22 protein-coding genes and 1 pseudogene are annotated in these 20,055 nt (G+C 61.8%); 9 read left to right on the forward strand and 14 right to left on the reverse strand.

From position 1 onward, the window contains the following. Nucleotides 1–266: 266 nt before the first annotated feature. From NKJ01_RS13240 to NKJ01_RS13255, 4 genes are all read left to right on the forward strand, one after another. Nucleotides 267–611, forward strand: coding sequence for a peptidase inhibitor family I36 protein (locus NKJ01_RS13240; protein ID WP_352728476.1), 345 nt, complete (start codon nucleotides 267–269; stop codon nucleotides 609–611). Between the two features lie 163 nt (nucleotides 612–774). Next, complete coding sequence (locus NKJ01_RS13245) at nucleotides 775–1,725, forward strand: ABC transporter substrate-binding protein (protein WP_352728478.1); 951 nt, start codon at nucleotides 775–777, stop codon at nucleotides 1,723–1,725. 90 nt (nucleotides 1,726–1,815) lie between these two features. Then, complete coding sequence (locus NKJ01_RS13250) at nucleotides 1,816–2,589, forward strand: ABC transporter permease (RefSeq protein WP_352728480.1); 774 nt, start codon at nucleotides 1,816–1,818, stop codon at nucleotides 2,587–2,589. After that, complete coding sequence (locus tag NKJ01_RS13255; RefSeq protein ID WP_352728482.1) at nucleotides 2,586–3,368, forward strand: ABC transporter ATP-binding protein; 783 nt, start codon at nucleotides 2,586–2,588, stop codon at nucleotides 3,366–3,368. Before NKJ01_RS13250 ends, NKJ01_RS13255 begins: the two co-directional genes overlap by 4 nt. 194 nt (nucleotides 3,369–3,562) lie before the next feature. Here NKJ01_RS13255 and NKJ01_RS13260 read toward each other — a convergent pair whose 3' ends face one another. The 3 genes from NKJ01_RS13260 to NKJ01_RS13270 all read right to left on the reverse strand — a co-directional run bounded on the left by NKJ01_RS13260 (nucleotide 3,563) and on the right by NKJ01_RS13270 (nucleotide 5,504). Continuing rightward, entirely contained in the window at nucleotides 3,563–4,501 is a 939-nt protein-coding gene (locus NKJ01_RS13260; protein ID WP_502905879.1) for a GlxA family transcriptional regulator, read from the reverse strand. A 343-nt stretch (nucleotides 4,502–4,844) separates the two neighbouring features. Then, nucleotides 4,845–4,979, reverse strand: coding sequence for a hypothetical protein (locus NKJ01_RS13265; RefSeq protein ID WP_013531161.1), 135 nt, complete (start codon nucleotides 4,977–4,979; stop codon nucleotides 4,845–4,847). A 339-nt stretch (nucleotides 4,980–5,318) separates the two neighbouring features. Continuing rightward, on the reverse strand, nucleotides 5,319–5,504 hold the full coding sequence (locus NKJ01_RS13270; RefSeq protein WP_352728485.1) for a hypothetical protein: 186 nt from the start codon (nucleotides 5,502–5,504) through the stop codon (nucleotides 5,319–5,321). Between the two features lie 219 nt (nucleotides 5,505–5,723). Here NKJ01_RS13270 and NKJ01_RS13275 point away from each other — a divergent pair, with 219 nt between their 5' ends. Next, complete coding sequence (locus tag NKJ01_RS13275; RefSeq protein ID WP_023757757.1) at nucleotides 5,724–6,623, forward strand: LysR substrate-binding domain-containing protein; 900 nt, start codon at nucleotides 5,724–5,726, stop codon at nucleotides 6,621–6,623. 33 nt (nucleotides 6,624–6,656) lie between these two features. On the opposite strand, the gene NKJ01_RS13280 is transcribed toward NKJ01_RS13275, so the two are convergent. The 9 genes from NKJ01_RS13280 to NKJ01_RS13320 form a co-directional block, all read right to left on the reverse strand. Then, nucleotides 6,657–7,610, reverse strand: coding sequence for an alpha/beta hydrolase (locus tag NKJ01_RS13280; RefSeq protein WP_352728487.1), 954 nt, complete (start codon nucleotides 7,608–7,610; stop codon nucleotides 6,657–6,659). A gap of 228 nt (nucleotides 7,611–7,838) precedes the next feature. Continuing rightward, nucleotides 7,839–8,024 (reverse strand): hypothetical protein, encoded by a 186-nt coding sequence (locus NKJ01_RS13285; protein ID WP_352728489.1) that lies wholly within the window; start codon nucleotides 8,022–8,024, stop codon nucleotides 7,839–7,841. A 234-nt stretch (nucleotides 8,025–8,258) separates the two neighbouring features. Continuing rightward, nucleotides 8,259–10,412 (reverse strand): ASKHA domain-containing protein, encoded by a 2,154-nt coding sequence (locus NKJ01_RS13290; protein ID WP_352728491.1) that lies wholly within the window; start codon nucleotides 10,410–10,412, stop codon nucleotides 8,259–8,261. Then, nucleotides 10,363–11,337 carry a methyltetrahydrofolate cobalamin methyltransferase gene (locus NKJ01_RS13295; protein ID WP_023757752.1) on the reverse strand — a complete coding sequence of 325 codons (975 nt, stop codon included), beginning with the start codon at nucleotides 11,335–11,337 and terminating at the stop codon, nucleotides 10,363–10,365. The genes NKJ01_RS13290 and NKJ01_RS13295 overlap by 50 nt, the downstream gene beginning before the upstream one ends. Before the next feature lie 79 nt (nucleotides 11,338–11,416). Beyond that, complete coding sequence (locus NKJ01_RS13300) at nucleotides 11,417–12,508, reverse strand: methylenetetrahydrofolate reductase (RefSeq protein ID WP_352728494.1); 1,092 nt, start codon at nucleotides 12,506–12,508, stop codon at nucleotides 11,417–11,419. Further along, entirely contained in the window at nucleotides 12,505–13,116 is a 612-nt protein-coding gene (locus NKJ01_RS13305) for a methylenetetrahydrofolate reductase C-terminal domain-containing protein (RefSeq protein ID WP_352485596.1), read from the reverse strand. The genes NKJ01_RS13300 and NKJ01_RS13305 overlap by 4 nt, the downstream gene beginning before the upstream one ends. Further along, a complete protein-coding gene (locus NKJ01_RS13310; protein ID WP_023757749.1) occupies nucleotides 13,109–13,411 on the reverse strand; it encodes a virulence factor in 303 nt (100 codons plus the stop codon). The genes NKJ01_RS13305 and NKJ01_RS13310 overlap by 8 nt, the downstream gene beginning before the upstream one ends. A gap of 304 nt (nucleotides 13,412–13,715) precedes the next feature. Then, nucleotides 13,716–14,495, reverse strand: a complete 780-nt coding sequence (locus NKJ01_RS13315; protein ID WP_352728496.1) for a formyl transferase — start codon at nucleotides 14,493–14,495, stop codon at nucleotides 13,716–13,718. 94 nt (nucleotides 14,496–14,589) lie between these two features. Then, a complete protein-coding gene (locus NKJ01_RS13320; RefSeq protein ID WP_352728498.1) occupies nucleotides 14,590–15,165 on the reverse strand; it encodes a DUF4893 domain-containing protein in 576 nt (191 codons plus the stop codon). A 115-nt stretch (nucleotides 15,166–15,280) separates the two neighbouring features. Here NKJ01_RS13320 and NKJ01_RS13325 point away from each other — a divergent pair. Beyond that, nucleotides 15,281–15,574: pseudogene (locus NKJ01_RS13325) on the forward strand (NAD-dependent epimerase/dehydratase family protein); the annotation flags it as partial. Between the two features lie 139 nt (nucleotides 15,575–15,713). Here the strand turns inward: NKJ01_RS13325 and NKJ01_RS13330 are convergent. Next, nucleotides 15,714–16,346 carry a DUF1638 domain-containing protein gene (locus NKJ01_RS13330; protein ID WP_352728500.1) on the reverse strand — a complete coding sequence of 211 codons (633 nt, stop codon included), beginning with the start codon at nucleotides 16,344–16,346 and terminating at the stop codon, nucleotides 15,714–15,716. 64 nt (nucleotides 16,347–16,410) lie between these two features. Here NKJ01_RS13330 and NKJ01_RS13335 point away from each other — a divergent pair, with 64 nt between their 5' ends. Continuing rightward, entirely contained in the window at nucleotides 16,411–16,551 is a 141-nt protein-coding gene (locus NKJ01_RS13335; RefSeq protein WP_023757744.1) for an entericidin A/B family lipoprotein, read from the forward strand. Between the two features lie 86 nt (nucleotides 16,552–16,637). On the opposite strand, the gene NKJ01_RS13340 is transcribed toward NKJ01_RS13335, so the two are convergent. Continuing rightward, nucleotides 16,638–17,336, reverse strand: coding sequence for a cobalamin B12-binding domain-containing protein (locus tag NKJ01_RS13340; protein ID WP_352485599.1), 699 nt, complete (start codon nucleotides 17,334–17,336; stop codon nucleotides 16,638–16,640). A 275-nt stretch (nucleotides 17,337–17,611) separates the two neighbouring features. Here NKJ01_RS13340 and NKJ01_RS13345 point away from each other — a divergent pair, with 275 nt between their 5' ends. Both NKJ01_RS13345 and NKJ01_RS13350 read left to right on the forward strand, forming a co-directional pair. After that, nucleotides 17,612–19,186, forward strand: a complete 1,575-nt coding sequence (locus NKJ01_RS13345) for a trimethylamine methyltransferase family protein (RefSeq protein ID WP_352728503.1) — start codon at nucleotides 17,612–17,614, stop codon at nucleotides 19,184–19,186. Between the two features lie 89 nt (nucleotides 19,187–19,275). Next, on the forward strand, nucleotides 19,276–19,968 hold the full coding sequence (locus NKJ01_RS13350; protein WP_352728505.1) for a hypothetical protein: 693 nt from the start codon (nucleotides 19,276–19,278) through the stop codon (nucleotides 19,966–19,968). Nucleotides 19,969–20,055 lie beyond the last annotated feature (87 nt).

A 20,055-nucleotide genomic window follows, 5' to 3' on the forward strand; every position in this document is an offset into this window, starting at 1 on the left:
TGCGGCGGGTCACTGGCGCAAATCAGCACCATAGACAAATATATACCATAGCTGAGGGCACGGAGTCAAGAAAAAAATTCCAGAAAAAATTCCTATCATGAAAAGCTTACCTGCACAAAAGCTGCCGACACCGCCGAACTGGCTGTCGTCAGGTCTTTTGTTAAGCTGAGTTCGGTGCCCTACGCTAGGCGGCCGAAGCATTGGCAAAATGGCCGGACCGCGCTATCCAGCCGGAAGGGGCCGCGGTCGAAACGGAGGAACATCAGATGAAACGTCTAGCCATCCTGACTGCTGTCGCGTCCGTGCTTTTTGTAGACGGCGCCAGCGCCCAATACAATGACGAGCCCGCATGCATGATGTTCGAGCACGCGAATTTTCGCGGACGGTCTATCGGTATGGGGCCCGACGATTCCGTGAACTTTCGCGGCGGTCAGTTCTGGAACGACCGTGTCTCGTCGGTGATCGTTCGCCGCGGCTGCACGCTCGTTGCCTACGAGGACTCGCGCATGGGCGGCCGCTCGATCGAGATACGGCGCAGGATCCGCGATTTCGGTGGCAGCGATTGGAACGACCGCATCTCCTCGGCGGAGTGCTACTGCAACGACTACTGAAGGCCATGCTGGGTTTCGGGCCGCCCGCACCTGTTCGGGGACGGGCTGCCGATCGAGCTGCCTTCGCCACCAGGCCTGCCGGGTGCCTCACCAAGCTGTTCATTGACAAGCCGACTAGCGTCTGTGAGACAATTTCCTCAGCGAAAACAAAAGGGGAACTGACATGACCAGGATCGCTGCTCTTGCTGCAACATTGACACTTGCCGCCGGTCTGTCCGCACCGGCGATGGCCGCTACCTCGGTTACCATCGGCATCAGTGGCTGGACCGGCTTCGCGCCGCTGACGCTTGCCAAGCAGGCGGGCATCTTTGAGAAGCACGGCCTGAACGTGACCTTGAAGAAGGTGCCGCAAGCGAGCCGGCCGCTCGCCATAGCCAGCGGCGACCTGCAATGCGCGGCCACCACGGTCGAGACCTGGCTGGTGTGGAACGCCAGCGGGGTCACCACCAAGCAGATATTCCAGCTCGACAAATCCTATGGCGCCGACGGCATCGTTGCCCGCAACGACATCAAGACCGTCGCCGACCTCAAGGGCAAGACTGTCGCGTCCTCGGCGCCGGGCACGTCGCCCTATTTCATGCTCGCCTGGGTGCTGAACAAGAACGGCATGTCGACCAAGGATGTGACCGTCGTCAACCTGGAGCCGGACGCGGCGGCGCAAGCCTTCCTCGCCGGGCAGAACGATGCGGCGGTGACCTATGAGCCGTTCATTTCCGCGGTGCGCGACAAGTCCGACCAGGGCCATATCCTGGCGACCACACTCGACTACCCGATGGTGCTCGACACGGTTGGCTGTACGCCCGAATTCCTCAAGGCCAATCCGGATGCGGCCAAGGCGCTCGCCGACAGCTATTTCGACGCGCTAGACCTGATCAAGAAAGATCCGCAGAAATCCTACGAGACCATGGGCGCCGATGTGAAGCAGTCGGCCAAGGAGTTCGAGGATTCGGCGAAATACCTGAAATGGGCCGACAGGGCGGAGAACAAGCAGTTCTTCACCAAGGAATTCCAGGATTTTTCCAAGACCGCCGGCGAACTGCTGCTGCAGATGGGGCTGATCAAGGAAGCGCCCGACGTCACCACACTGGCCGACACCAGCGCGTTGTCGAAGTGACAGTGCTGCCTTTGACCGCAATGCGGCGGCGCTTGGCGCCGCCGCCTTCTCCTGGACAAGTGACGATTTGACGATGGGGACGATTTGACGATGCGCCCCTTGCATCCAGTCTCGCCGGGCATCCGAACCGTGCTCGGCATTTCCTTCTTCGTGCTGTTCGTCGTCTTCTGGGCGTGGATCACGCTTGGCGGCCACGTCAACCGCATCTTCCTTGCCGATCCGCTATCGATGCTGCGGGATGGGTGGCGGCTGCTGGTCGAGGATCGTTTCTGGCTCGACATACTGATCACGATCTGGCGGGTTTTCGGCGGCTTCCTGCTAGCGTCGGTCGTCGCGGTGCCGCTCGGCATCGCGATGGGCGCCTGGAAGCCGGTGGAAGCGTTTTTGGAGCCGTTCGTCTCCTTCGCACGCTATTTGCCGGCCTCGGCCTTCATTCCGCTGCTTATCCTGTGGGCTGGCATTGGCGAGCTGGAAAAACTGCTCGTCATCTTCGTGGGCTCGGTGTTCCAGATCGTCCTGATCATCGCGGTCAAGGTCGGCAGCACAAGACGCGACCTCGTCGAGGCGGCCTATACGCTCGGATCCACCAACGACGGCATCGTCAGACGGGTGATCATGCCGGCCAATGCGCCTGAGATCGCCGAGACCTTGCGCCTGGTGCTCGGTTGGGCCTGGACCTATGTCATCGTTGCCGAGCTTATCGGCTCGTCCTCCGGCATCGGCTACATGATCATCAACAGCCAGTCGCGGCTGGCAACGGGGCAGATCATCTTCGGTATCATCGTTATCGGGCTGATCGGGCTGTTGTCCGACTTCGCCTTCAAGGCATTCAACCGCTGGCTCTTTCCATGGAGCCTGGCGTGAGCAAGCTTCTCATCGAAGGCGTCTCGCGCACTTTTGCCGGCGTGAGCGGCGGAGAGCCGGTCAAGGCGTTGATGCCGATCGACGTAGCGGTCGCCGCCAACGACTTCATCACCATCCTCGGGCCATCCGGATGCGGGAAGTCGACATTGCTGCGGATCGTCGCCGGCCTCGAAGCACCGAGCGAGGGTCGCGTGCTGCTCGACGGCAAGGCGGTGACCCGGCCTGGGCCGGATCGCGGCATGGTCTTCCAATCCTACACGCTGTTTCCCTGGCTGACGGTTGCCGAAAACATCGCCTTCGGCCTGCGCGAACGCGGCATGCCTGAGAGGGAGCGGGACGGGATCGTCGCCTCCTATGTCGACCTTGTCGGCCTGAAGGGATTCGAGAACCATTGGCCGAAGCAGCTCTCCGGCGGCATGCAGCAGCGCACGGCGATCGCACGGGCGCTGGCCAACGATCCCGAGATACTCTTGCTGGATGAGCCGTTCGGCGCCCTCGACAACCAGACCCGCGGTCTAATGCAGGAACTGCTGCTCGGCATCTGGGAACGCCGCAAGAAAACAGTGCTGTTCGTCACCCACGACATCGAGGAGGCGATCTTCATGGCCTCGCGCGTGATCGTGATGACGGCGCGCCCAGGCCGCATCAAGTCGGATGTCGCCATCGACCTGCCGCATCCGCGCCATTACACGCTGAAGACCAGCCCGGAATTCTCGGCGCTGAAGGCACGGCTGACGGAGGATATTCGCGTCGAAGCGATGCGCACGGCGCAGGTGTAGTTCGCCTGGCTCACACTGGATCGCGATCGGAAAAGATGCTCGGCTCGCTCAACAGGCGTTTCAGGCGTGAAAGGTCACGCGTCGAGGCACCAGAGCCGCCATGAACGCAGCCCATTTCTTCGCGTCGAGGCGAAAGCTGCGCCGGTCGGCCAGTTTTTCGGATCGGGTCGTTCTCTTACTCACGTGACACCTGATCAGGCCGCCAGCAACTGCTTGCGGTCGACGCGCTCCTGCTGCGGCGAGCGGGCGTAGAGTTCGCGGTAGCATTTGGAGAAATGCGAGGCCGAGACGAAGCCGCAGGCGACCGCCACCTCGACCACCGGCATGGACGACTGGATCAAGAGATGCCGGGCGCGGTCGAGCCGGATTTCGAGATAATAGCGGGCAGGGGAGCGGCCCATCTCAGTGCGGAACAGCCGTTCGATCTGGCGGCGCGACAGGTCAACATGGTCGGCGATCTCTATCAGCGACAGCGGCTCGGAAAGATTAGCTTCCATCAGTTCGATGATGGTCAGCACTTTCGAGTTCTGGACGCCGAGGCGGGCGCGCAGCGGCAGACGCTGGCGGTCGGTAGGGCTGCGCACGCGGTCGGTCAGCACCTGCTCGCAGACGCGATTGACGAGGTTCTCGTCAAAGTCGTCGCCGATAAGTTTCAGCATCATGTCGAGTGCCGCGGTGCCGCCGGCGCAGGTGTAGACGTTCTGGTCGATTTCGAACAGGTCGGCAAAGACATTGGCCTTCGGGAACGCCTCGGAAAAGCCCGGCAGGTTCTCCCAATGGATGGCGCAGCGCTTGTTGGACAACAGGCCGGCTGCCGCGAGGATATGCGCGCCGGTGCACAGACCGCCGACGGCGACGCCGCGATTGTACTCCTCGCGTAGCCAGGCAAAGGCTGACTTGTTCTGATAGCGCTCGACATCGATGCCGCTGCAGACGATGGCCATGTTCGGCCGGTCGGGGCCCGCCATCTTCCTGCGCTCTTCCTCCAGCGAGGTGTTGACAGCGCATTCGACCCCGTTCGAGGCACGCACCGGCTTGCCATCAATGCTGGCCAGGCGCCAGCGGTAGGCTTCGTAGCCGAGCATGCGATTGGCGGAGCGTAGGGGATCGAGCGCGGTCGCAAAAGCGATCATGGTGAAATCGGGAACAAGGAAGAATACAAACGATCGCTTGATCGGATGCTTTACGGCGTTCAAGTGAACCTCACTCATCCATGGCGCGAACAGGATGTCGCGAATAGCATAGCGACATCAGGAAAAACCATGTCTGTCAATTGGCTACGTCGCCCGGAAAAGATTAAATTTGCGACATGGGTCGCAAATGGGCAATCTGCGTGCAGCGAGCCCCGGAAGTGGCACCCGCTGTTCAAAGGACAGGCAGCGTGCGTCCACCGGCAGAACAAAAACGCCGCTCTGGCTGGAGCCAGGCGGCGTTACAGTTCTAAGGCAGCGGCAGGGATGCGCTGCCTCTTAATCTTCAGGCGACGAAGCCCAGGCGCGCCGCATTCATGGCGCCGGTCTGGCCGGGCATGGTGTTGGCGAGGCGCTGGCGCTCGAGAGCGGTGGTCAGGTTCATTTCGCGGCGGGCGAAGAGGCGTGCAAAAAGCTTCATAATCATCTCCATTTGTTGCTCAGACGGGTCGCCTTCGCTTGATGGAGTGGGGCAGCTCGTTTGCTGGCGGTGATATAGGTTCGTGTAAGCAGAAACTAAATCGCAAAAGCGAAGCGCTTGATATGAAAAGCGACATCCAATGCGACAAATTTGGGCAAAGTGCCCGAAATTTATGATTGTTTACAACGAATTAATTGGAAACAGGAGCTGCTATGCGGCTTTCTCATATACGTCATGCGCGAGCCACATGGCTCCGAAACTCATTTGAACACAAATAAAATAGGGAAGGCCTGCCGGGCTGGTTCGCGCGGCAGGCCTTCAGCAAATGCTACACACGATCTACTTTGCTCCAGCCCAGGATCCGGCGCCATGGCGCGCATTGGTCTTGGCGTCGGAGGCTTCAGGCCAGCCGATATCCTTCTGCAGTTCGATCGGCAGGGAGCGGATAGCGCGTTCGGTCTGGTAGCGGGCGCGGGCCGCGCTGAATTCGGCCGCGATACGACCGATGGACGACAGAATAGTCATTATGTTCTCCTTTGGCATTTGGCGCAGCCAGACTGCGCGTTGGCAAATCGGGTTCGTTTCAACTTCATTCGCGTCGAAGGCAGGTCCTGGTTCGCAGGTCATTTCATGGTGCCGATGGCAGCGACCTGCTTCGATGGAGTTGACTATCCTCCCGTTCTGATGTTCAATCAAACGAAATGGAATGATGTTTTGTATCAGAAAAATTGAAGGTCGGTCCCCATGAACGCCCCGCTCAATCATCCACTGCCGTTGCTCGATCTTGACGTTTTGCGCACTTTCGTGGCGATTGCAGAGACCGGCAGTTTCACCACCGCCGCCAATGCCGTCTTCCGCACGCCGTCGGCCGTCTCCATGCAGATCAAGAAGCTGGAGGACATCCTTGGCCGCTCGATGTTCGCGCGCGACGCCCGCTCGGTGTCGTTGACCACGGATGGCGAAATGCTGCTCGGCTATGCCCGCCGGCTGCTGTCGATCAACCGCGAGGTGGTGTCGAAGTTCATCATTCCCGAGATTGTCGGCGTGGTGCGGCTTGGTTCGCCGGATGATTACGGCGAGCGCGTGCTGCCGCATGTGCTGAAGCGTTTTGCGCAGTCGCATCCGTCGATCGCCGTCGACGTCACCATCGACCAGAGCAGCAATCTGCGCCGGCGCATGGACGACCGGGCGCTCGACATCACACTGCTGACCAATTCCTACAAGACCAGCGCGCTCGGCGCCGAGGTGCTGCTGACCGAGCCTATCGTCTGGGCCGGCGCCAAGGGCGGCTGCGCGCATCTGCGCGAGCCGTTGCCGGTATCGCTGTGGGAAGAGGGATGCGCCTGGCGGGCGGGAGCGCTCGATGCGCTTGGCCGCGAGGGCCGCAATTACCGCATTGCCTATATGAGCGCGCACACGGCCGGCCAGCGTGCCGCGATCATGTCCGATCTCGCCGTGGCGCCGCTGCCAAAGTCGTTTCTCGGCAACGACATGGTCGAGCTTTGCCCGAAGGACGGCATGCCCGACATCGGCACCTACAATCTGGCGATGGTGGTGGCGCCGGACGCCAGCGCGCCGGTCAAGGCAGTCGCCGACCACATCCGCGCGACCTTCGAAGTGTTCCGGGAAACCGGCAAGTTCTGATCCGCCAATAGGTTCGAACTGAAAGCAGAAGCACTACTCCGCCGCCGCGGCGGAGGGCGCTTCGAGGCCGGTTCTCATGTCTTGCCCGATCGGCAAGCGGTCCTCACTGAGAAATGCGACGATGTGCTGGCGGGCGCGGCGCGATTCCGGCATGTCGATCAACGGCCAGACGTGGAACATGCCTTCCTCGTAGACGACATCGACTTCGACGCCGGCGGCACGCGCCTTTTGCGCGAAGATCAGATTGTCAGGCGTCAACAAATCGCGTGAGCCGGTCAACAGCAGCGTTTTCGGCAGCACCGACAGATCGCCATAGAGCGGGCTGATGTGCCAGTCTGACGGATCTATTCCTGCACTATAGAGGCGGATTGCCTCCCGCCCGCCCGCAATGCCCAGCCATGGGTCGTTGCGTTCGGCCTCGAACACCTCGGGGTTGGCAAGCGACACGTCGAGGCCGGGTGAAATCAGCACATGGCGCGACGGCACCGGCAGGCGCTTTTCCGCGGCCATCATGGTCAGCACCACGGCCATGTTGCCGCCGGCGGAATCCCCCATGAAGACGATGTCTTCGGCGTCCGTCTCGTCGAGCGCCTGGCGGTAGACGTCGCCGACCATGCCGAACATGGCGTGGAAATCGTGTTCGGGGGCGATGGGGTAGATCGGCACGGTGATGCCGTAGCCCAGCCGGTCGGCCATGTCGGCGATCAGGTGCCAATGATAGGGCGTGATTTCAAAGACATAGGCGCCACCGTGCAGATACAGTATCCGCTTCCGCTCGCCGGCCTTGGGGGCGATTTCATAGACGGGGAAGCCATCGACCGTATGCATCTCGACGTTAAGCCGCTGACGCAGCGAGACAGGAGGCTGGTGATCCTCGGTCTTGCGCGCGGCGGCGATCCAGCGCTGCAGGTTCTCCGGGCTGGAAAACGCCTTCTTGCGGCTGTGCCTGAGCACGAAGGACACGACGTGGCTTTTCAGACTTGGCATGCTGATACACGAACTTCGGCCAAAGCCGACTAAGAGAACCCCTCTATTTCTGAAGATTGTGCCGTCGCTGAAAATGTCAAGATTTGTGTATCTACACGGTGGTGTGATCCGCGCACGGAGGTCGGCGATGCGGCAAAAGCGCGGCACGCAGCCGGTTGCTGGTGATTGTCAGGGCCATGCGAGGTCCGCGGCGGACGCCGAGCAATTTTCATTTGTCGGCGAAGGTCATCAGCGCGACGTACCCAGAAGCAGCGAGGCAAGCGCGGCTTGCGGATCGTTCGGCGGCGAGGCTGGCCAACCAATGTCCTTCTGGACATGAGCCGGCAGGCTATTCAGCGCGCGGATCGCCTTGTTGCTGGCGTGGGTCTGCCTGATGGTAACACCGAAGCGACCGAGATTTCCAAACATCGACATTTTCATCTCCCTTGACGAGCGGTGCCGAGGACTATCTTCGGCCGCCTTTCGATGCCCGGGTAAATGCACCTGCCATGTATCGGAGGGATTTCGCTAAAACGGCGGTTTGGTTTCCAAGCCGGCGCGATTTGGAAACATTTGCACACAAATGAATTATACCGAAGTCAGTGCTCCGGCGCCAACGCGCGTGAAAAACGAGGCGTCCGATGACTCGAATAATTTCCTCTTGCGCCCTTACTGCTCCCGACCACGCCGCCGCCCCTCGTGGCCTTCGCGCGAACGCCGGCGCGGGGCGGCGTCGCCGGCAACGCCATCCTCGCTGACCGTCTTGCGCGGCGGCAGTTTCACCGCCGCCGATAGTTTCGGGAATGGATCGACCTTGTTGGGCAGCGCCATGGCGTAGACGAAATGCTCCTGGAATTTCGGTTCGAGCGCCGTCTCGATCTTCTCGATCTTGCTGACCGTGTCCTCGATCTCGCGGCGATAGCCCCGATTGAGCAGCGCCATACGGGCACCGGCACCGGCGGCGTTGCCGACCGCTGAAACCTTGTCGAGGTCGCAATCCGGGATCAGACCCAACACCATGGCGTATTTCGGATCGATGAAGGAACCGAAGGCTCCGGCGAAGTGGATGCGGTCGACATGCTCGGTGTTCTGCTTTTCCATCAACAGCTTGGTGCCGGCATAAAGCGCTGCCTTGGCGAGCTGAATGGCGCGCACGTCGGTCTGGGTGATGGTGATCTTCGGCCCATCTTCCTTCGATGCGGAGCCTTCCTTAAGCACGTAGGAGAAGGTGCGGCCGTTGGCGACGACGCGCGGCGAGCGGGCCGCAAGCCCCCCATCGATGACGCCGTCTTCCGAGATGATGCCGGCGAGATACATCTCGGCTACCACCTCGATGATGCCGGAGCCGCAGATGCCGGTGACGCCGGTTGCCTGGACGCTGTCGACGAAGCCCGGCTCGTCGGACCACAGGTCCGAGCCGATGACGCGGTATTTTGGTTCCAGAGTGTCGGGATCGATGCGTACGCGCTCGATTGCGCCGGGCGCGGCTCGCTGGCCGCCGGAGATCTCAGCACCTTCGAAGGCTGGGCCCGTGGGTGAGGAGGCCGCGACGACGCGCGTGCGGTTGCCAAGCACGATCTCGGCATTGGTGCCGACGTCGACGATCAGCATCATCTCGTCCTGGCGATGCGGACCTTCCGACAGCGTCACCGCCGCCGCGTCGGCGCCGACATGGCCGGCGATGCAAGGCAGCATATAGAGCCGGGCGCCCGGATTGAGCTTCAGGCCGATGTCCGATGACTTGATGTGCACCGCGCCCGAAACGGCGAGCGCGAAGGGCGCGCCGCCAAGCTCGGTCGGATCAATGCCAAGGAACAGATGGTGCATGATCGGATTGCCGACGAAGACGGAATCCAGGATGTCGTTGCGCTGGACGTTGCCTTCGGCGCAGACCTTGTCGACAAGACTGGAGATCGCCTCGCGCACGGCGACCGTCATGCCTTCGCGCCCGTCCGGGTTCATCATCACATAGGAGACGCGGCTCATCAGATCCTCGCCGAAGCGGATCTGCGGGTTCGATGTGCCCGACGAGGCTGCAACGCGGCCCGACAGCAGCGACACCAGATGCATGGCGATGGTGGTCGAGCCTATGTCGCAGGCGAGCCCATAGGCTTCGTTCTTGAGGCCAGGCCACAATGCCACGACACGCGCGGTCTCGCTGTCGGCATCCTTGTAGATCGCGGCGGTGGCGGTCCAATTGCCCTTGCGCAGGATATTTTGCACCTGCGGCAGCAGATAAAAATCGAAATCGAGGCTTTTCAGGCCCCAGTCGTGCATCAGCGCGATCTTCAGGCGGTCGAGATCGCCAAGCGGCTTGTGCATGTCGGGTTCTTCGATCTCGACATAGCACATGCGGATCGCTGAATCGCGGGCGATCACCCTGGTGTCGGCATCCTTGCGGATCGTCTGCGCGTTGATGACTGTGTCCTGCGGCACGTCGATGACGAGGTCGCCCAGGATCTGCGCCGAGCAGGAGAGGCGGCGCCGTTCGGGCAGGCCACGGACGCGCTCATAGCGCTCTTCCTTGGCGCCCTTGGGCGTGATGTGATCGTTGGAGGAAACGATCTTGTGCTTGGCAAAATTGCCTTCCTGCACCTCGACCTGGCAGCGCCCGCAGGTGGCACGTCCGCCGCACACACTTTCGACGTAGACGCCGAGCTGGCGCGCGGCATCGAGCACCGGCGTCCCGACAGGAAACCGCCCGCGCTTGCCCGACGGCATGAACAGCACGAGCGGATCGGTGATATTTGCAGGTGAGTTCACGATTGCGCGCTTATCCTCGACCCATCCGAGCTTCACGGCCGCCACGGCGGCGGCCGCCATTGTTGGCGCCTTCGCCAGGCGCGTTGACTTGCGTCGGCGCGGCAACTGCTTGGCCGCCCTCGGCCGGCTTGTAGTCCTTGTAGGTGCGGATCCAATTGGTGCAGTTCTCGTCGGTGCCGTTCAGCACATTGGCGCCGCGCACGGCTTCCATCTCCTGCGGACGCACCGGGTTCATGATCGCCGACGTCATGCCGGCGCCGATCACCATGGGAATGAAGGCGGCGTTGATGCCGTGGCGATGCGGCAGGCCGAACGAGATGTTGGACAGGCCGCAGGTGGTGTTGACCTTGAGCTCCTCGCGAAGACGGCGCAGCAGCGCGAACACCTGACGGCCGGCATCGCCCAGCGCGCCGATCGGCATGACCAGAGGATCGACGACGACGTCATGTGCCGGAATGCCGAAATCGGCGCAGCGTTGCACGATCTTCTTGGCAACGGCGAACCGCACATCCGGATCCATCGAAATGCCGGTCTCGTCGTTGGAGATGGCGACGACGGGCACATTGTATTTCTTGACCAGCGGCAGGATGGCTTCGAGCTTTTCTTCCTCGCCGGTGACGGAGTTGACCAGCGGCCGGCCCTTGGCGACCTTGAGCGCAGCTTCGATCGCGGCGGACACCGAGCTGTCGATCGACAGCGGCAAGTCGACCAGACCCTGGACGATTTCCAGCGTCTGCACCAAGAGGCCGGGTTCGGTCTCGTTCGGGTTGACCGAGGTTACGCCGGCATTGACGTCGAGCATGGTGGCGCCACAGGCTGCCTGCTCGAGCGCATCCCTGATGACGGTCTCGAAATTGCCCGCGATCATCTCGGCCGCCAGCTTTTTGCGGCCGGTCGGATTGATGCGTTCACCAATCACGCAGAACGGCTGGTCGAAGCCGATGATGATTTCTCGTGTCGCCGAGGCGACGATGGTACGGGTCATGAATTCTCTCCGCCATGATATAAAGATTTCTTTATATCGTTGTCTGTTTTCGTTCAAGCGAGCCGGTGGTCGTGCGCTATCAGTGCGCAGTCTTCACCATGTCCACCTGGGTTTCGGTAATGTCGTCGTGCAAGATGCTGTCGAGCCGGTCAGCGACAAGCTGGTCGTCGCGACGGATTTCGCGTTTCCACGGCTGGCGACCCTTCAGCACGCCCGATTCATCAACGATCTCGGCGACATATTCCTCCTGCCGGTAGGCCATCACATGGACACCGGAGACGCCTGATATTTCCTTCACCTCGTTGATGATGTCGATGCAGAGCTGCTTGCCTTCCTTCTTCTGGTCCTGGGCGCCTTCCAGCCGCTTGATGATCGAATCGGGAATATGGATGCCCGGCACATTCGATCGGATCCACTTGGCAGTCTTGGCCGAGGCGAGCGGCCCGACACCAACCAGGATGAAACATTTTTCGGTGTAGCCGAGGTCGCGCACCTTTTGCATATAGGTGCGGAACATGGGCACGTCGAAGCAGTATTGGCTCTGCACGAATTGCGCGCCGGCGGCGATTTTCTTGCCCAGCCGATGCGGACGGAAGTCGATCGGCGGCGCGAATGGATTGATCGCAGCACCGAGGAAAAGCTGCGGCGGCGTCGTCAGCTTGCGGCCGGACAGGAACTTGCCGTTATCGCGCATGATGCGGCAGGTCTCGAGCAATGACATGCAGTCGAGGTCGAACACCGGCTTGGCGCCGGGCTGGTCGCCGGCCTGCACGCCGTCGCCGGTCAGGCACAGCATATTGGCGACGCCCATCGCGGCACCGCCCAGCACGTCGCCCTGGATGGCGATGCGGTTCTTGTCGCGGCAGGCGATCTGCATGATCGGCGCATAGCCCATGCGGGTCAGCAATGCGCAGATGCCGACCGACGACATGTGGCAGTTGGCGCCGGATGCATCGACCGCGTTGATGGCGTCGACCCAGCCATCGAAGATCTTGGCGCGGTTATAGACGTCTTCCGGATCGGCGCTGTCGGGCGGATTGAGCTCTGTCGTCACCGCGAACTCGCCGCGCCGAAGCACGCGCTCCAGCCGGCCGCGCGAGGTGTGGCCGGGCAGAGGATCGAGCGGCAGGTGGATGCCGGCCGGGTTCTCGTCGCGCTGGCGTCCGATCATGCCGATGCCCCGGTGTTTGCCGCCTCATTCTTGGCGGCAGCGGCGGCTTCGCGCGCGGCGGCGGCCTGCGCGGTCACCCGCAGCCACGCCGAGGTCTCACGCAGAGACTGGTCGACCGGCTTCTGCACCGTCAGGATCCTGTCTCCGTGAACCATGTTCTGCGAGCCTTCCCAGGCCTTGACCCAGACGCAGGGCATATCGGGTTCGACCTCGCAATTGCCGTTGGCGCGGACGCCGCCGCAAGGGCCGTTGCGCAGCTGCTTGGGGCAGTTCATTGGGCACGACATGCCGGTCGACGACAAGATGCACTGGCCACACATGCGGCAGTCGAACATGAAGCCCTTGACGCGCTTCTCGACGAATTTGATCGGTCCTTCGACGCGGCCGTAGCCGATGCCTTTCCACAGGGGATGCAGCGTCAAGAACATGTCGGCGAACCTGGCGTAGAACCATTCGAGCAATCGCGAATGCCTGACCGACCACAGCCGGACCGCGAAGGAACGCTGCACGCGCCGCTGCGGCGACACGTCAGCCGGCTTGTAGTCGGATTTTGGCGCTGCCTTCTTGACCAAAGTGGCCTGGGTAATCGCCGGGGTGGTTTCAGACATTTTCCTTGCCGCCCGCCTTGACCAGACCGACAAGCCGCTCGCGGTCATATTTCGTGTCGATGTCGTTGAACGCCTTCTCGACCTCGGCTTCAAGGTCATCGCTGACCGGAACGGGATCGGCCTTGCGCCATTCGGCCAGATAGTCGTCAGTGCCGCCGGCGCCGGTGCGCATAGCGCACATGTCGATCGCCTCGGTGAAGCGCAGCGGCAGTTCGCGCTTGGCGTTCTGCCGACCCTTCTTGACGATCACCTGGGCAGGAATGTCGCGCCAGTAGACGACGATCAGATCGGCCATGAATTCTCGCTCCCGTAGAACGCCTCACGTCCGCTTGGACGCACAAAAGACGCTCTACCACTTCAATCTGCTGCATCGGGCTTTCCGAAGATCGATTCCGATTTTCGAGCCGATGCAATATCCGAGCATTGCCGCAACCGCAGTTGGGCCGCTTGTTATGGGACGACGCGCGCGCATTCAAAAGCGACGCATTTGGATGTCGTAAAATGAAAGGTGCGTTTATTCGTTTGCGGCGCGTGCCGGCGGCCGGTTCGACGCGTCGGAAAAGCCGGCGCGCGGCATGCGGATCCGGGCGAAGGACGCGTTACCAGATGCCGGTTCTCAGGCCGGTCCAGAGGTAGAACCAGATCGTCGGGTGATACCATTGCTGCGATGGCAGGCCCGGGTCGAAGGTGGTGAGTTTTCCGGCCAGCACGTCGTTGACCGCCTCGACGCAGATGTCGCGCGAGAACGCGGCCTGCCGAAGGGCATAGCTGGAGATGGTGTCGCCGCGTTTCGGCTGACCGTGCGCCTGTTTCAGCACGCCGCCCGTGTCGACGCCGGCATCGACCAGATGCACGGTGGTGCCGAAATTCTGCGGATCGCCTGATGTCAGCGCCCAGTAGCCGCCATTCATGCCGCGGTATTTCGGCGTGATGCCAGCGTGATAGTTGAGCACCGGGCAAGGCATCCTGGCCAACATGTCCTTCGACAACAGCCTGCAGCCGTTGAGCAGGACAACGCCGGGCTGGATCTTCTCGATCGCCTCGAGGCACTCCGGCCCGTTGGCGGAAGCAACATGGATGATTTCCTGGCCTCGCCGCGGCTCGACCTCCAGCTTTTCTTCGGCAATCAGCCGGGCGGCATGGCTGGCGAGAAGGCGTTTGCCGAGTCTGCTGAGCACCATCGTGCCAAGTTGGCCGACGGCGGAGATCCAACCCTGACGGCGAGTCCGACCACGAAGCAATTGCTTTTTGGATTCAGGCGTTTCGAGGACGACGCTGACAGGGCCGACGCGGTCGGTGATCGCGTTGACGATAGCCCAGACATGCTGGCCTCCTCCGGTGACGACCACGATCCGCGTACTGGATTTTGATGCTGCCATGGATCTTGCCCCCTCCAAGCAACCCGTTCTCGACAATGGGCGGGATGCTAGGGCGTTCGGGTTAATCCTTGGTGATCAGCTCTTCGATACACGGTCAGCGCTTGAACTCGATGATGTCGAGCTTCGATTCATAGTAGGGCGCCGGAAATTCGATGCGCCATTCCTTGGCGCTGTTGCGAAAGGCATAGCCGACCTGGTCGGTCTGCGGACCACTGCCATAGGGCTTTGCCGGATCGCTGTTGACATAGAAGGAGCCGAGATAGATCGCACGTTTCTCGCCATCGTCGAAGAAACGGCCCTTGGTGCGCTGCGAGCCGCTGATCTTTTCCATCCGCCAGCCGGAACCGTCGTCGGTCACCTTGCATTTGAACCAGCCGTAGATGACGAGCGGCAAAGGTCCGCCGGCCTTGATGGTGCGGCACTGCCAGTTGCCGGTCAGGTCCTTGTCGGAGAAGGAAACCAGCGGCTTCGCCAGCAAAGTGTCGAGCTGCTTGACTTCGGCCGGATCACCCGCTTTCGCCTCGGCGAGCGCCGCCTTGCGCGTCTCGCCATATTTGTCGAGCCGCGTCTTGTCTGCGGCAGTGATGAGTTTCTGCACCTCGCCATCGGCAAGGGCGGGAAGTGTGCAGCAGAGCAGGCCGACAAGGGCGAACAGCGGACGAAGTGTCATAGGAGGCCTCCCGGTTGAAGTTTGGCGCCGCGCCGGCTGGTGCATAATCTATCGGGTCGCTGGCGCCTGTCATCCGTGCTTAACAGCGTCACGGTCAAGAATCATGGTGTGACGAATGCGAATCTTGCTCACGGGATCGTCGGGTTGGCTGGGCAGCGCACTGGCACCGCGCCTGCGCGCGATTGGGCATGACGTCATCGGGCTCGATCCTGCGCCATCGGCGGAGACGCGCCTTATCGGCTCGATCGCTGATCGCGACCTTGTCATGCGGACGGTCAGGGAAAACCAGATCGACGCGATCATTCACAGCGGCGCGCTGCACAAGCCCAACATAGAGAGCCGCGCAAACAGCGATTTCGTCGCCACCAATGTGCAAGGCACGCTCAACCTGCTCGATGCGGCGGTGGCCGCCGGTGGGCAGCGCTCTGATCGCCGATGCTCCGTCGGTCGTAGTGCGCAATTTCCCGGATTGTCCGGGCCCCTACGCGCGAAAGGGCTGGACGATATTTTCGTCGATCGACCGGGTCTACGGCGCCGCGCGGGGCGGCCTAGCCGGTGCCGGCAGCGGCCTGCGCCACTCCGGCCGTCAGATCGCCATAGCCGGTGGCGCGGCGCTCATAGACCAGACCGAGCATTTTCGCAGCCTTTTCGGCTACCTTGTCGAGCTCCGGATCATCGGTCTGGGCGAGATAGATCAGCTTCTCGTAATTGCCGAAATAATCCTTGATCAGCTCCGGGTGCTTGTCGAGGCCGAGAGGCTTCATGAAGAAGGCGTCGAACTGACGGCACAGGAAGTCGGTCATGTAGAACGACATCATGTCGTCGTCGGCGACCTTCGCATAGGCGTCCATGCCTTGGTAGAAGGCGAAGCAGTGCGGCCCTGCCATGCGCTCGACGCCATGCTTCTCGCAGACGCGGTCGAGCATGCCGCCCGTGCCGCAATCGGCATAGCCAACGAAGATGTGCTGATAGCCGTCCGCCCTGGCCTTTTCGATCGCATTGTCCATGGCCGGCGCTATGCGGTCCGGATAGAAATGGAACTCCGCCGGCAGGCAAGTCAGGTCGAGATGATCGAGCTTGAGCTGCTCCTTGACGGCCAGAACCTCGCGCGCAATCATCCCACAGGCGATAACGAGCAGCCTGTCGTCTTGATTCGGTTTCGTTATTTGCGTCTTGGCCATGGGACCAGTCGGGTCGGCTTTCGTTGCTGTGGCGCTGATTTATCTATTGAGGGAGACACCGTTCATGAAACTGCTACGCATCGCGCCGATTGCCATATTGGCCTGCGCGCTGGCCCTTACGGCTTGCGCGAACACTGTCCGCGGCGTCGGCAAGGACGTCAAGTCGACGGCCAAGGCAGTCGAGGACACCGTCACCAAGCCTTGATCCACGCGCAGCCTTCCTCATCATCTGGGGACAAAAAAGCCGCGCTGCAAGGCGCGGCTTCTTTCATGGAGCATTTCGGGGCCGGCTCAGGCCGAAGCGCGAACGTTGTGCTTGCGCTTCATGTAATCCTTGGCGGTCTCGACCGCCACCGCCGCGTCGCGGCAGTAGGCATCGGCGCCGACGGCCTTGCCGAATTCCTCGTTCAGCGGGGCGCCACCGACCAGCACGACATAGTCGTCGCGGATGCCCTTTTCCTTCATCGTGTCGATGACGACCTTCATGTAGGGCATGGTCGTGGTCAGCAGTGCCGACATGCCGATGATGTCTGGCTGATGCTTCTCGATCGCATCGAGATATTTCTCGACCGCATTGTTGATGCCGAGGTCGATGACGTCGAAGCCGGCGCCCTCCATCATCATGCCGACAAGGTTCTTGCCAATGTCATGGATGTCGCCCTTGACGGTCCCGATCACCATCTTGCCCTGCTTCGGCGCACCAGTGGCGGCGAGCAGCGGACGCAGGATGAACATACCGGCCTTCATCGCATTGGCCGACAGCAGCACTTCGGGAACGAACAGGATGCCGTCGCGAAAATCCTCGCCGACGATGCGCATGCCTTCGACCAATGCCTCGGTGAGCACCTTGTAGGGCGCCCAGCCGCGCTCGAGCAGGATGTTGGTGCCTTCCTCAATCTCTTCCTTCAGCCCGTCATAGAGATCGTCGTGCATCTGCTGCACCAACTCGTCGTCGGAAAGTTCGGAAAGGATGATCTCGTCGTCGGACATTTGTATCGAACTCCTGCCGGCATCACGACTGCGTCGCAAGGCACCAAATATTCACGGTCATTCCTAACCCGCTAGGGGCATGTATCCATAGCTGATTTGCGACTTCCCGCAAAAGGAAAGCGACCGCAAATCTCTTGCAATTCTTGTCGATTTTGCGACAGGCGTTGGCGCTGGCGGGCCGTTTCGAATAGGGTGCATGGCTACGATCTGGCAGGAAGCGGCGAGAGGCAGTCGCTACGGATTCCAGACAAGAACAAATTCAGGGAAGAACGACCATGAGCGAACACGCGGCAGTCGATCAGGAAGCGTCAAACGCGCGACGCGGGCGCGGCGCTAGCGGCGGTGCTGCTGCCCGGCGCGCAGCACGTTCGGGCGGTGGCCCCGGCACCCAGCTCACCTACATCAAGCGCAAGATCAACATCTACGAGGTGCTGGATGAGGAAGGCCTGGCGCTGATCGAGAAGAACACCGACACGGTGCTCGAGGAGATCGGCATCATCTTCCGCGATGACGCCGAAGCGCTGCAGCTCTGGAAAGAGGCAGGCGCCGACGTCAAGGGCGAGCGCGTGCACTTTCCGAAAGGGCTCTGCCGTTCGCTGCTCAAGACCGCGCCATCCGTCTATACCCAGCACGCCCGCAATTCCGAGCGCTCGGTGCAGATTGGCGGCAATGCCACGGTCTTCGCGCCGGTCTACGGTCCGCCCTTCGTCCGTGACCTCGATGGTGTCAGGCGTTACGCGACGATCGAGGATTTCCGGAATTTCGTGAAGCTCGCCTATATGGCGCCGTCGATCCACCATTCGGGCGGCACGGTGTGCGAGCCGGTCGACGTGCCGGTCAACAAGCGCCATCTCGACATGATCTACAGCCACATCAAATATTCGGACAAGCCGTTCATGGGTTCGGTGACCGCGCCGGAGCGCGCTGAAGACACCGTCGCCATGGCCAAGATCGTGTTCGGCGACGATTTCGTCGAAAACAACACGGTGCTGACCAGCCTGATCAACGCCAACTCGCCGATGGTGTTCGACGAGACCATGCTCGGCGCGCTGAAGGTCTATGCGCGCCATAACCAGGCCTGCATCGTCACGCCGTTCATCCTTGCCGGCGCGATGAGCCCAGTGACGGTTGCCGGCACGCTGACGCAGGTTCTGGCCGAAGTGCTGGCTGGTGCTTCGTTCACGCAGCTGATCCGGCCGGGCGCGCCGGTGCTGTTCGGCACCTTCGCTTCGTCGATCTCGATGCAGTCGGGCGCGCCGACCTTCGGCACGCCGGAGCCGTCGCTGGTTTCCTATGGCGCGGCACAGCTGGCGCGTCGCCTCGGCCTGCCGTTCCGTACCGGCGGCTCGCTCTGCGCGTCCAAGGTTCCGGATGCACAGGCGGCCTATGAAAGCGCCAACACGCTGAACTCGACCATCCTGGCCGGCACCAATTTCGTGCTGCATTCGGCTGGCTGGCTCGAGGGCGGACTCGCCTCCTGCTACGAAAAGTTCATGATGGACATCGACCAGCTCGGCATGACGCAGAAATTCTCCGAGGGCGTCGACCTGTCGGAAAACGGCCAGGCGATGGACGCCATCCGCCAGGTCGGGCCGGGCAGCCACTATCTCGGCTGCGACCACACCCAGGCCAATTTCCAGACCGCCTTCTACCGCTCCAACATCGCCGATAACAATTCCTACGAGCAGTGGCTGGCCGAAGGCGAGAAGACCGCGCCGCAGCGCGCCAACGAACTCGCCCGCCGCTGGCTGGAAAGCTACGAGGCGCCTCACCTCGATCCGAGCATCGACGAAGCGTTGAAGGACTTCATCGCCAAGAAGAAGGGGTCGATGCCCGACGCCTTCACTTGAAAGGAGCCCGAGTCAGGCGGGGCTAAAGTCGCCAACATCATCCACAAGGAAGTCTGGCGGAGCGCCTTCTCCGATCCGGTCAAGAAGGAATGATTGCGCCCGCCGCCGGCAGCGTTGACCGTATTGCTGCGGCGCTTCACGCCAACGGCCTTGTTCTTCGTGGCGGTTTCAATTTTACGCCGGGTGAGGCGCCGGTGACCGGCTCGCCAGGCGCCCCGGCAAGATCCGTCCTGCTGGTGGGGCAGGCGGGTGCTGCGCCCTGGCCGCATTTCATGCGCTGGCGGGAAAAGCAACCACGGAGCATCGCCAATCCGCTTGACACCTGGTCGCGCGAAGTGATCGGTGCCGTGGCGAAGACATTCGGGGCATGGGCCGTTTCGCCCTCCGACAAGCCTTATCTGCCGTTCCAGCAATGGGCGATGCGGGCGGAGGGGCTGAAGCCATCGCCGCTCGGCATCCTCATGCATCCGCAATACGGGCTCTGGCACGCCTATCGCGGCGCGCTGCTGTTCGAGGACGAGCTTCCGGTTCGGGCCGCCGAGGCAGCGCCCCACCTTTGCGATACCTGTGTCGAAAAGCCCTGCCTAAAATCCTGTCCGGTCGCTGCTTATTCCCCGCAAGGATTCGCCTATCAGTCCTGCTTGGCGCATGTACGAGGGGCGGACGGCGAACCGTGCCGTGCCGGCGGCTGCCTCGATCGCAATGCCTGTCCCTATGCCACGGCCTATCGCTATCCCGCGGAAGTTCAAGTCTTCCACATGGCGGCATTCGCGGGGCTGTAGGCCGACACCCAATCCCGCACGATATGTTGACTACCAGGTTTAGAGAGCGCCTTGCCGTATCGGCTTGGCCGGATATGTATCGCACGA

Origin of the sequence: Mesorhizobium sp. M0276, from assembly GCF_040321755.1 — a bacterium.
Lineage (GTDB): Bacteria > Pseudomonadota > Alphaproteobacteria > Rhizobiales > Rhizobiaceae > Mesorhizobium.

Bases quoted from the DNA above. Each gene is read 5' to 3' on its own strand.
- NKJ01_RS13240 (WP_352728476.1), top strand. From the start codon at position 267: ATGAAACGTCTAGCCATCCTGACTGCTGTCGCGTCCGTGCTTTTTGTA.
- NKJ01_RS13245 (WP_352728478.1), top strand. From the start codon at position 775: ATGACCAGGATCGCTGCTCTTGCTGCAACATTGACACTTGCCGCCGGT.
- NKJ01_RS13250 (WP_352728480.1), top strand. From the start codon at position 1,816: ATGCGCCCCTTGCATCCAGTCTCGCCGGGCATCCGAACCGTGCTCGGC.
- NKJ01_RS13260 (WP_502905879.1), bottom strand. From the start codon at position 4,501: ATGATCGCTTTTGCGACCGCGCTCGATCCCCTACGCTCCGCCAATCGC.
- NKJ01_RS13265 (WP_013531161.1), bottom strand. From the start codon at position 4,979: ATGAAGCTTTTTGCACGCCTCTTCGCCCGCCGCGAAATGAACCTGACC.
- NKJ01_RS13270 (WP_352728485.1), bottom strand. From the start codon at position 5,504: ATGACTATTCTGTCGTCCATCGGTCGTATCGCGGCCGAATTCAGCGCG.
- NKJ01_RS13275 (WP_023757757.1), top strand. From the start codon at position 5,724: ATGAACGCCCCGCTCAATCATCCACTGCCGTTGCTCGATCTTGACGTT.
- NKJ01_RS13280 (WP_352728487.1), bottom strand. From the start codon at position 7,610: ATGCCAAGTCTGAAAAGCCACGTCGTGTCCTTCGTGCTCAGGCACAGC.
- NKJ01_RS13285 (WP_352728489.1), bottom strand. From the start codon at position 8,024: ATGTCGATGTTTGGAAATCTCGGTCGCTTCGGTGTTACCATCAGGCAG.
- NKJ01_RS13290 (WP_352728491.1), bottom strand. From the start codon at position 10,412: ATGGCGGCCGCCGCCGTGGCGGCCGTGAAGCTCGGATGGGTCGAGGAT.
- NKJ01_RS13295 (WP_023757752.1), bottom strand. From the start codon at position 11,337: ATGACCCGTACCATCGTCGCCTCGGCGACACGAGAAATCATCATCGGC.
- NKJ01_RS13300 (WP_352728494.1), bottom strand. From the start codon at position 12,508: ATGATCGGACGCCAGCGCGACGAGAACCCGGCCGGCATCCACCTGCCG.
- NKJ01_RS13305 (WP_352485596.1), bottom strand. From the start codon at position 13,116: ATGTCTGAAACCACCCCGGCGATTACCCAGGCCACTTTGGTCAAGAAG.
- NKJ01_RS13310 (WP_023757749.1), bottom strand. From the start codon at position 13,411: ATGGCCGATCTGATCGTCGTCTACTGGCGCGACATTCCTGCCCAGGTG.
- NKJ01_RS13315 (WP_352728496.1), bottom strand. From the start codon at position 14,495: ATGGCAGCATCAAAATCCAGTACGCGGATCGTGGTCGTCACCGGAGGA.
- NKJ01_RS13320 (WP_352728498.1), bottom strand. From the start codon at position 15,165: ATGACACTTCGTCCGCTGTTCGCCCTTGTCGGCCTGCTCTGCTGCACA.
- NKJ01_RS13330 (WP_352728500.1), bottom strand. From the start codon at position 16,346: ATGGCCAAGACGCAAATAACGAAACCGAATCAAGACGACAGGCTGCTC.
- NKJ01_RS13335 (WP_023757744.1), top strand. From the start codon at position 16,411: ATGAAACTGCTACGCATCGCGCCGATTGCCATATTGGCCTGCGCGCTG.
- NKJ01_RS13340 (WP_352485599.1), bottom strand. From the start codon at position 17,336: ATGTCCGACGACGAGATCATCCTTTCCGAACTTTCCGACGACGAGTTG.
- NKJ01_RS13345 (WP_352728503.1), top strand. From the start codon at position 17,612: ATGAGCGAACACGCGGCAGTCGATCAGGAAGCGTCAAACGCGCGACGC.
- NKJ01_RS13350 (WP_352728505.1), top strand. From the start codon at position 19,276: ATGATTGCGCCCGCCGCCGGCAGCGTTGACCGTATTGCTGCGGCGCTT.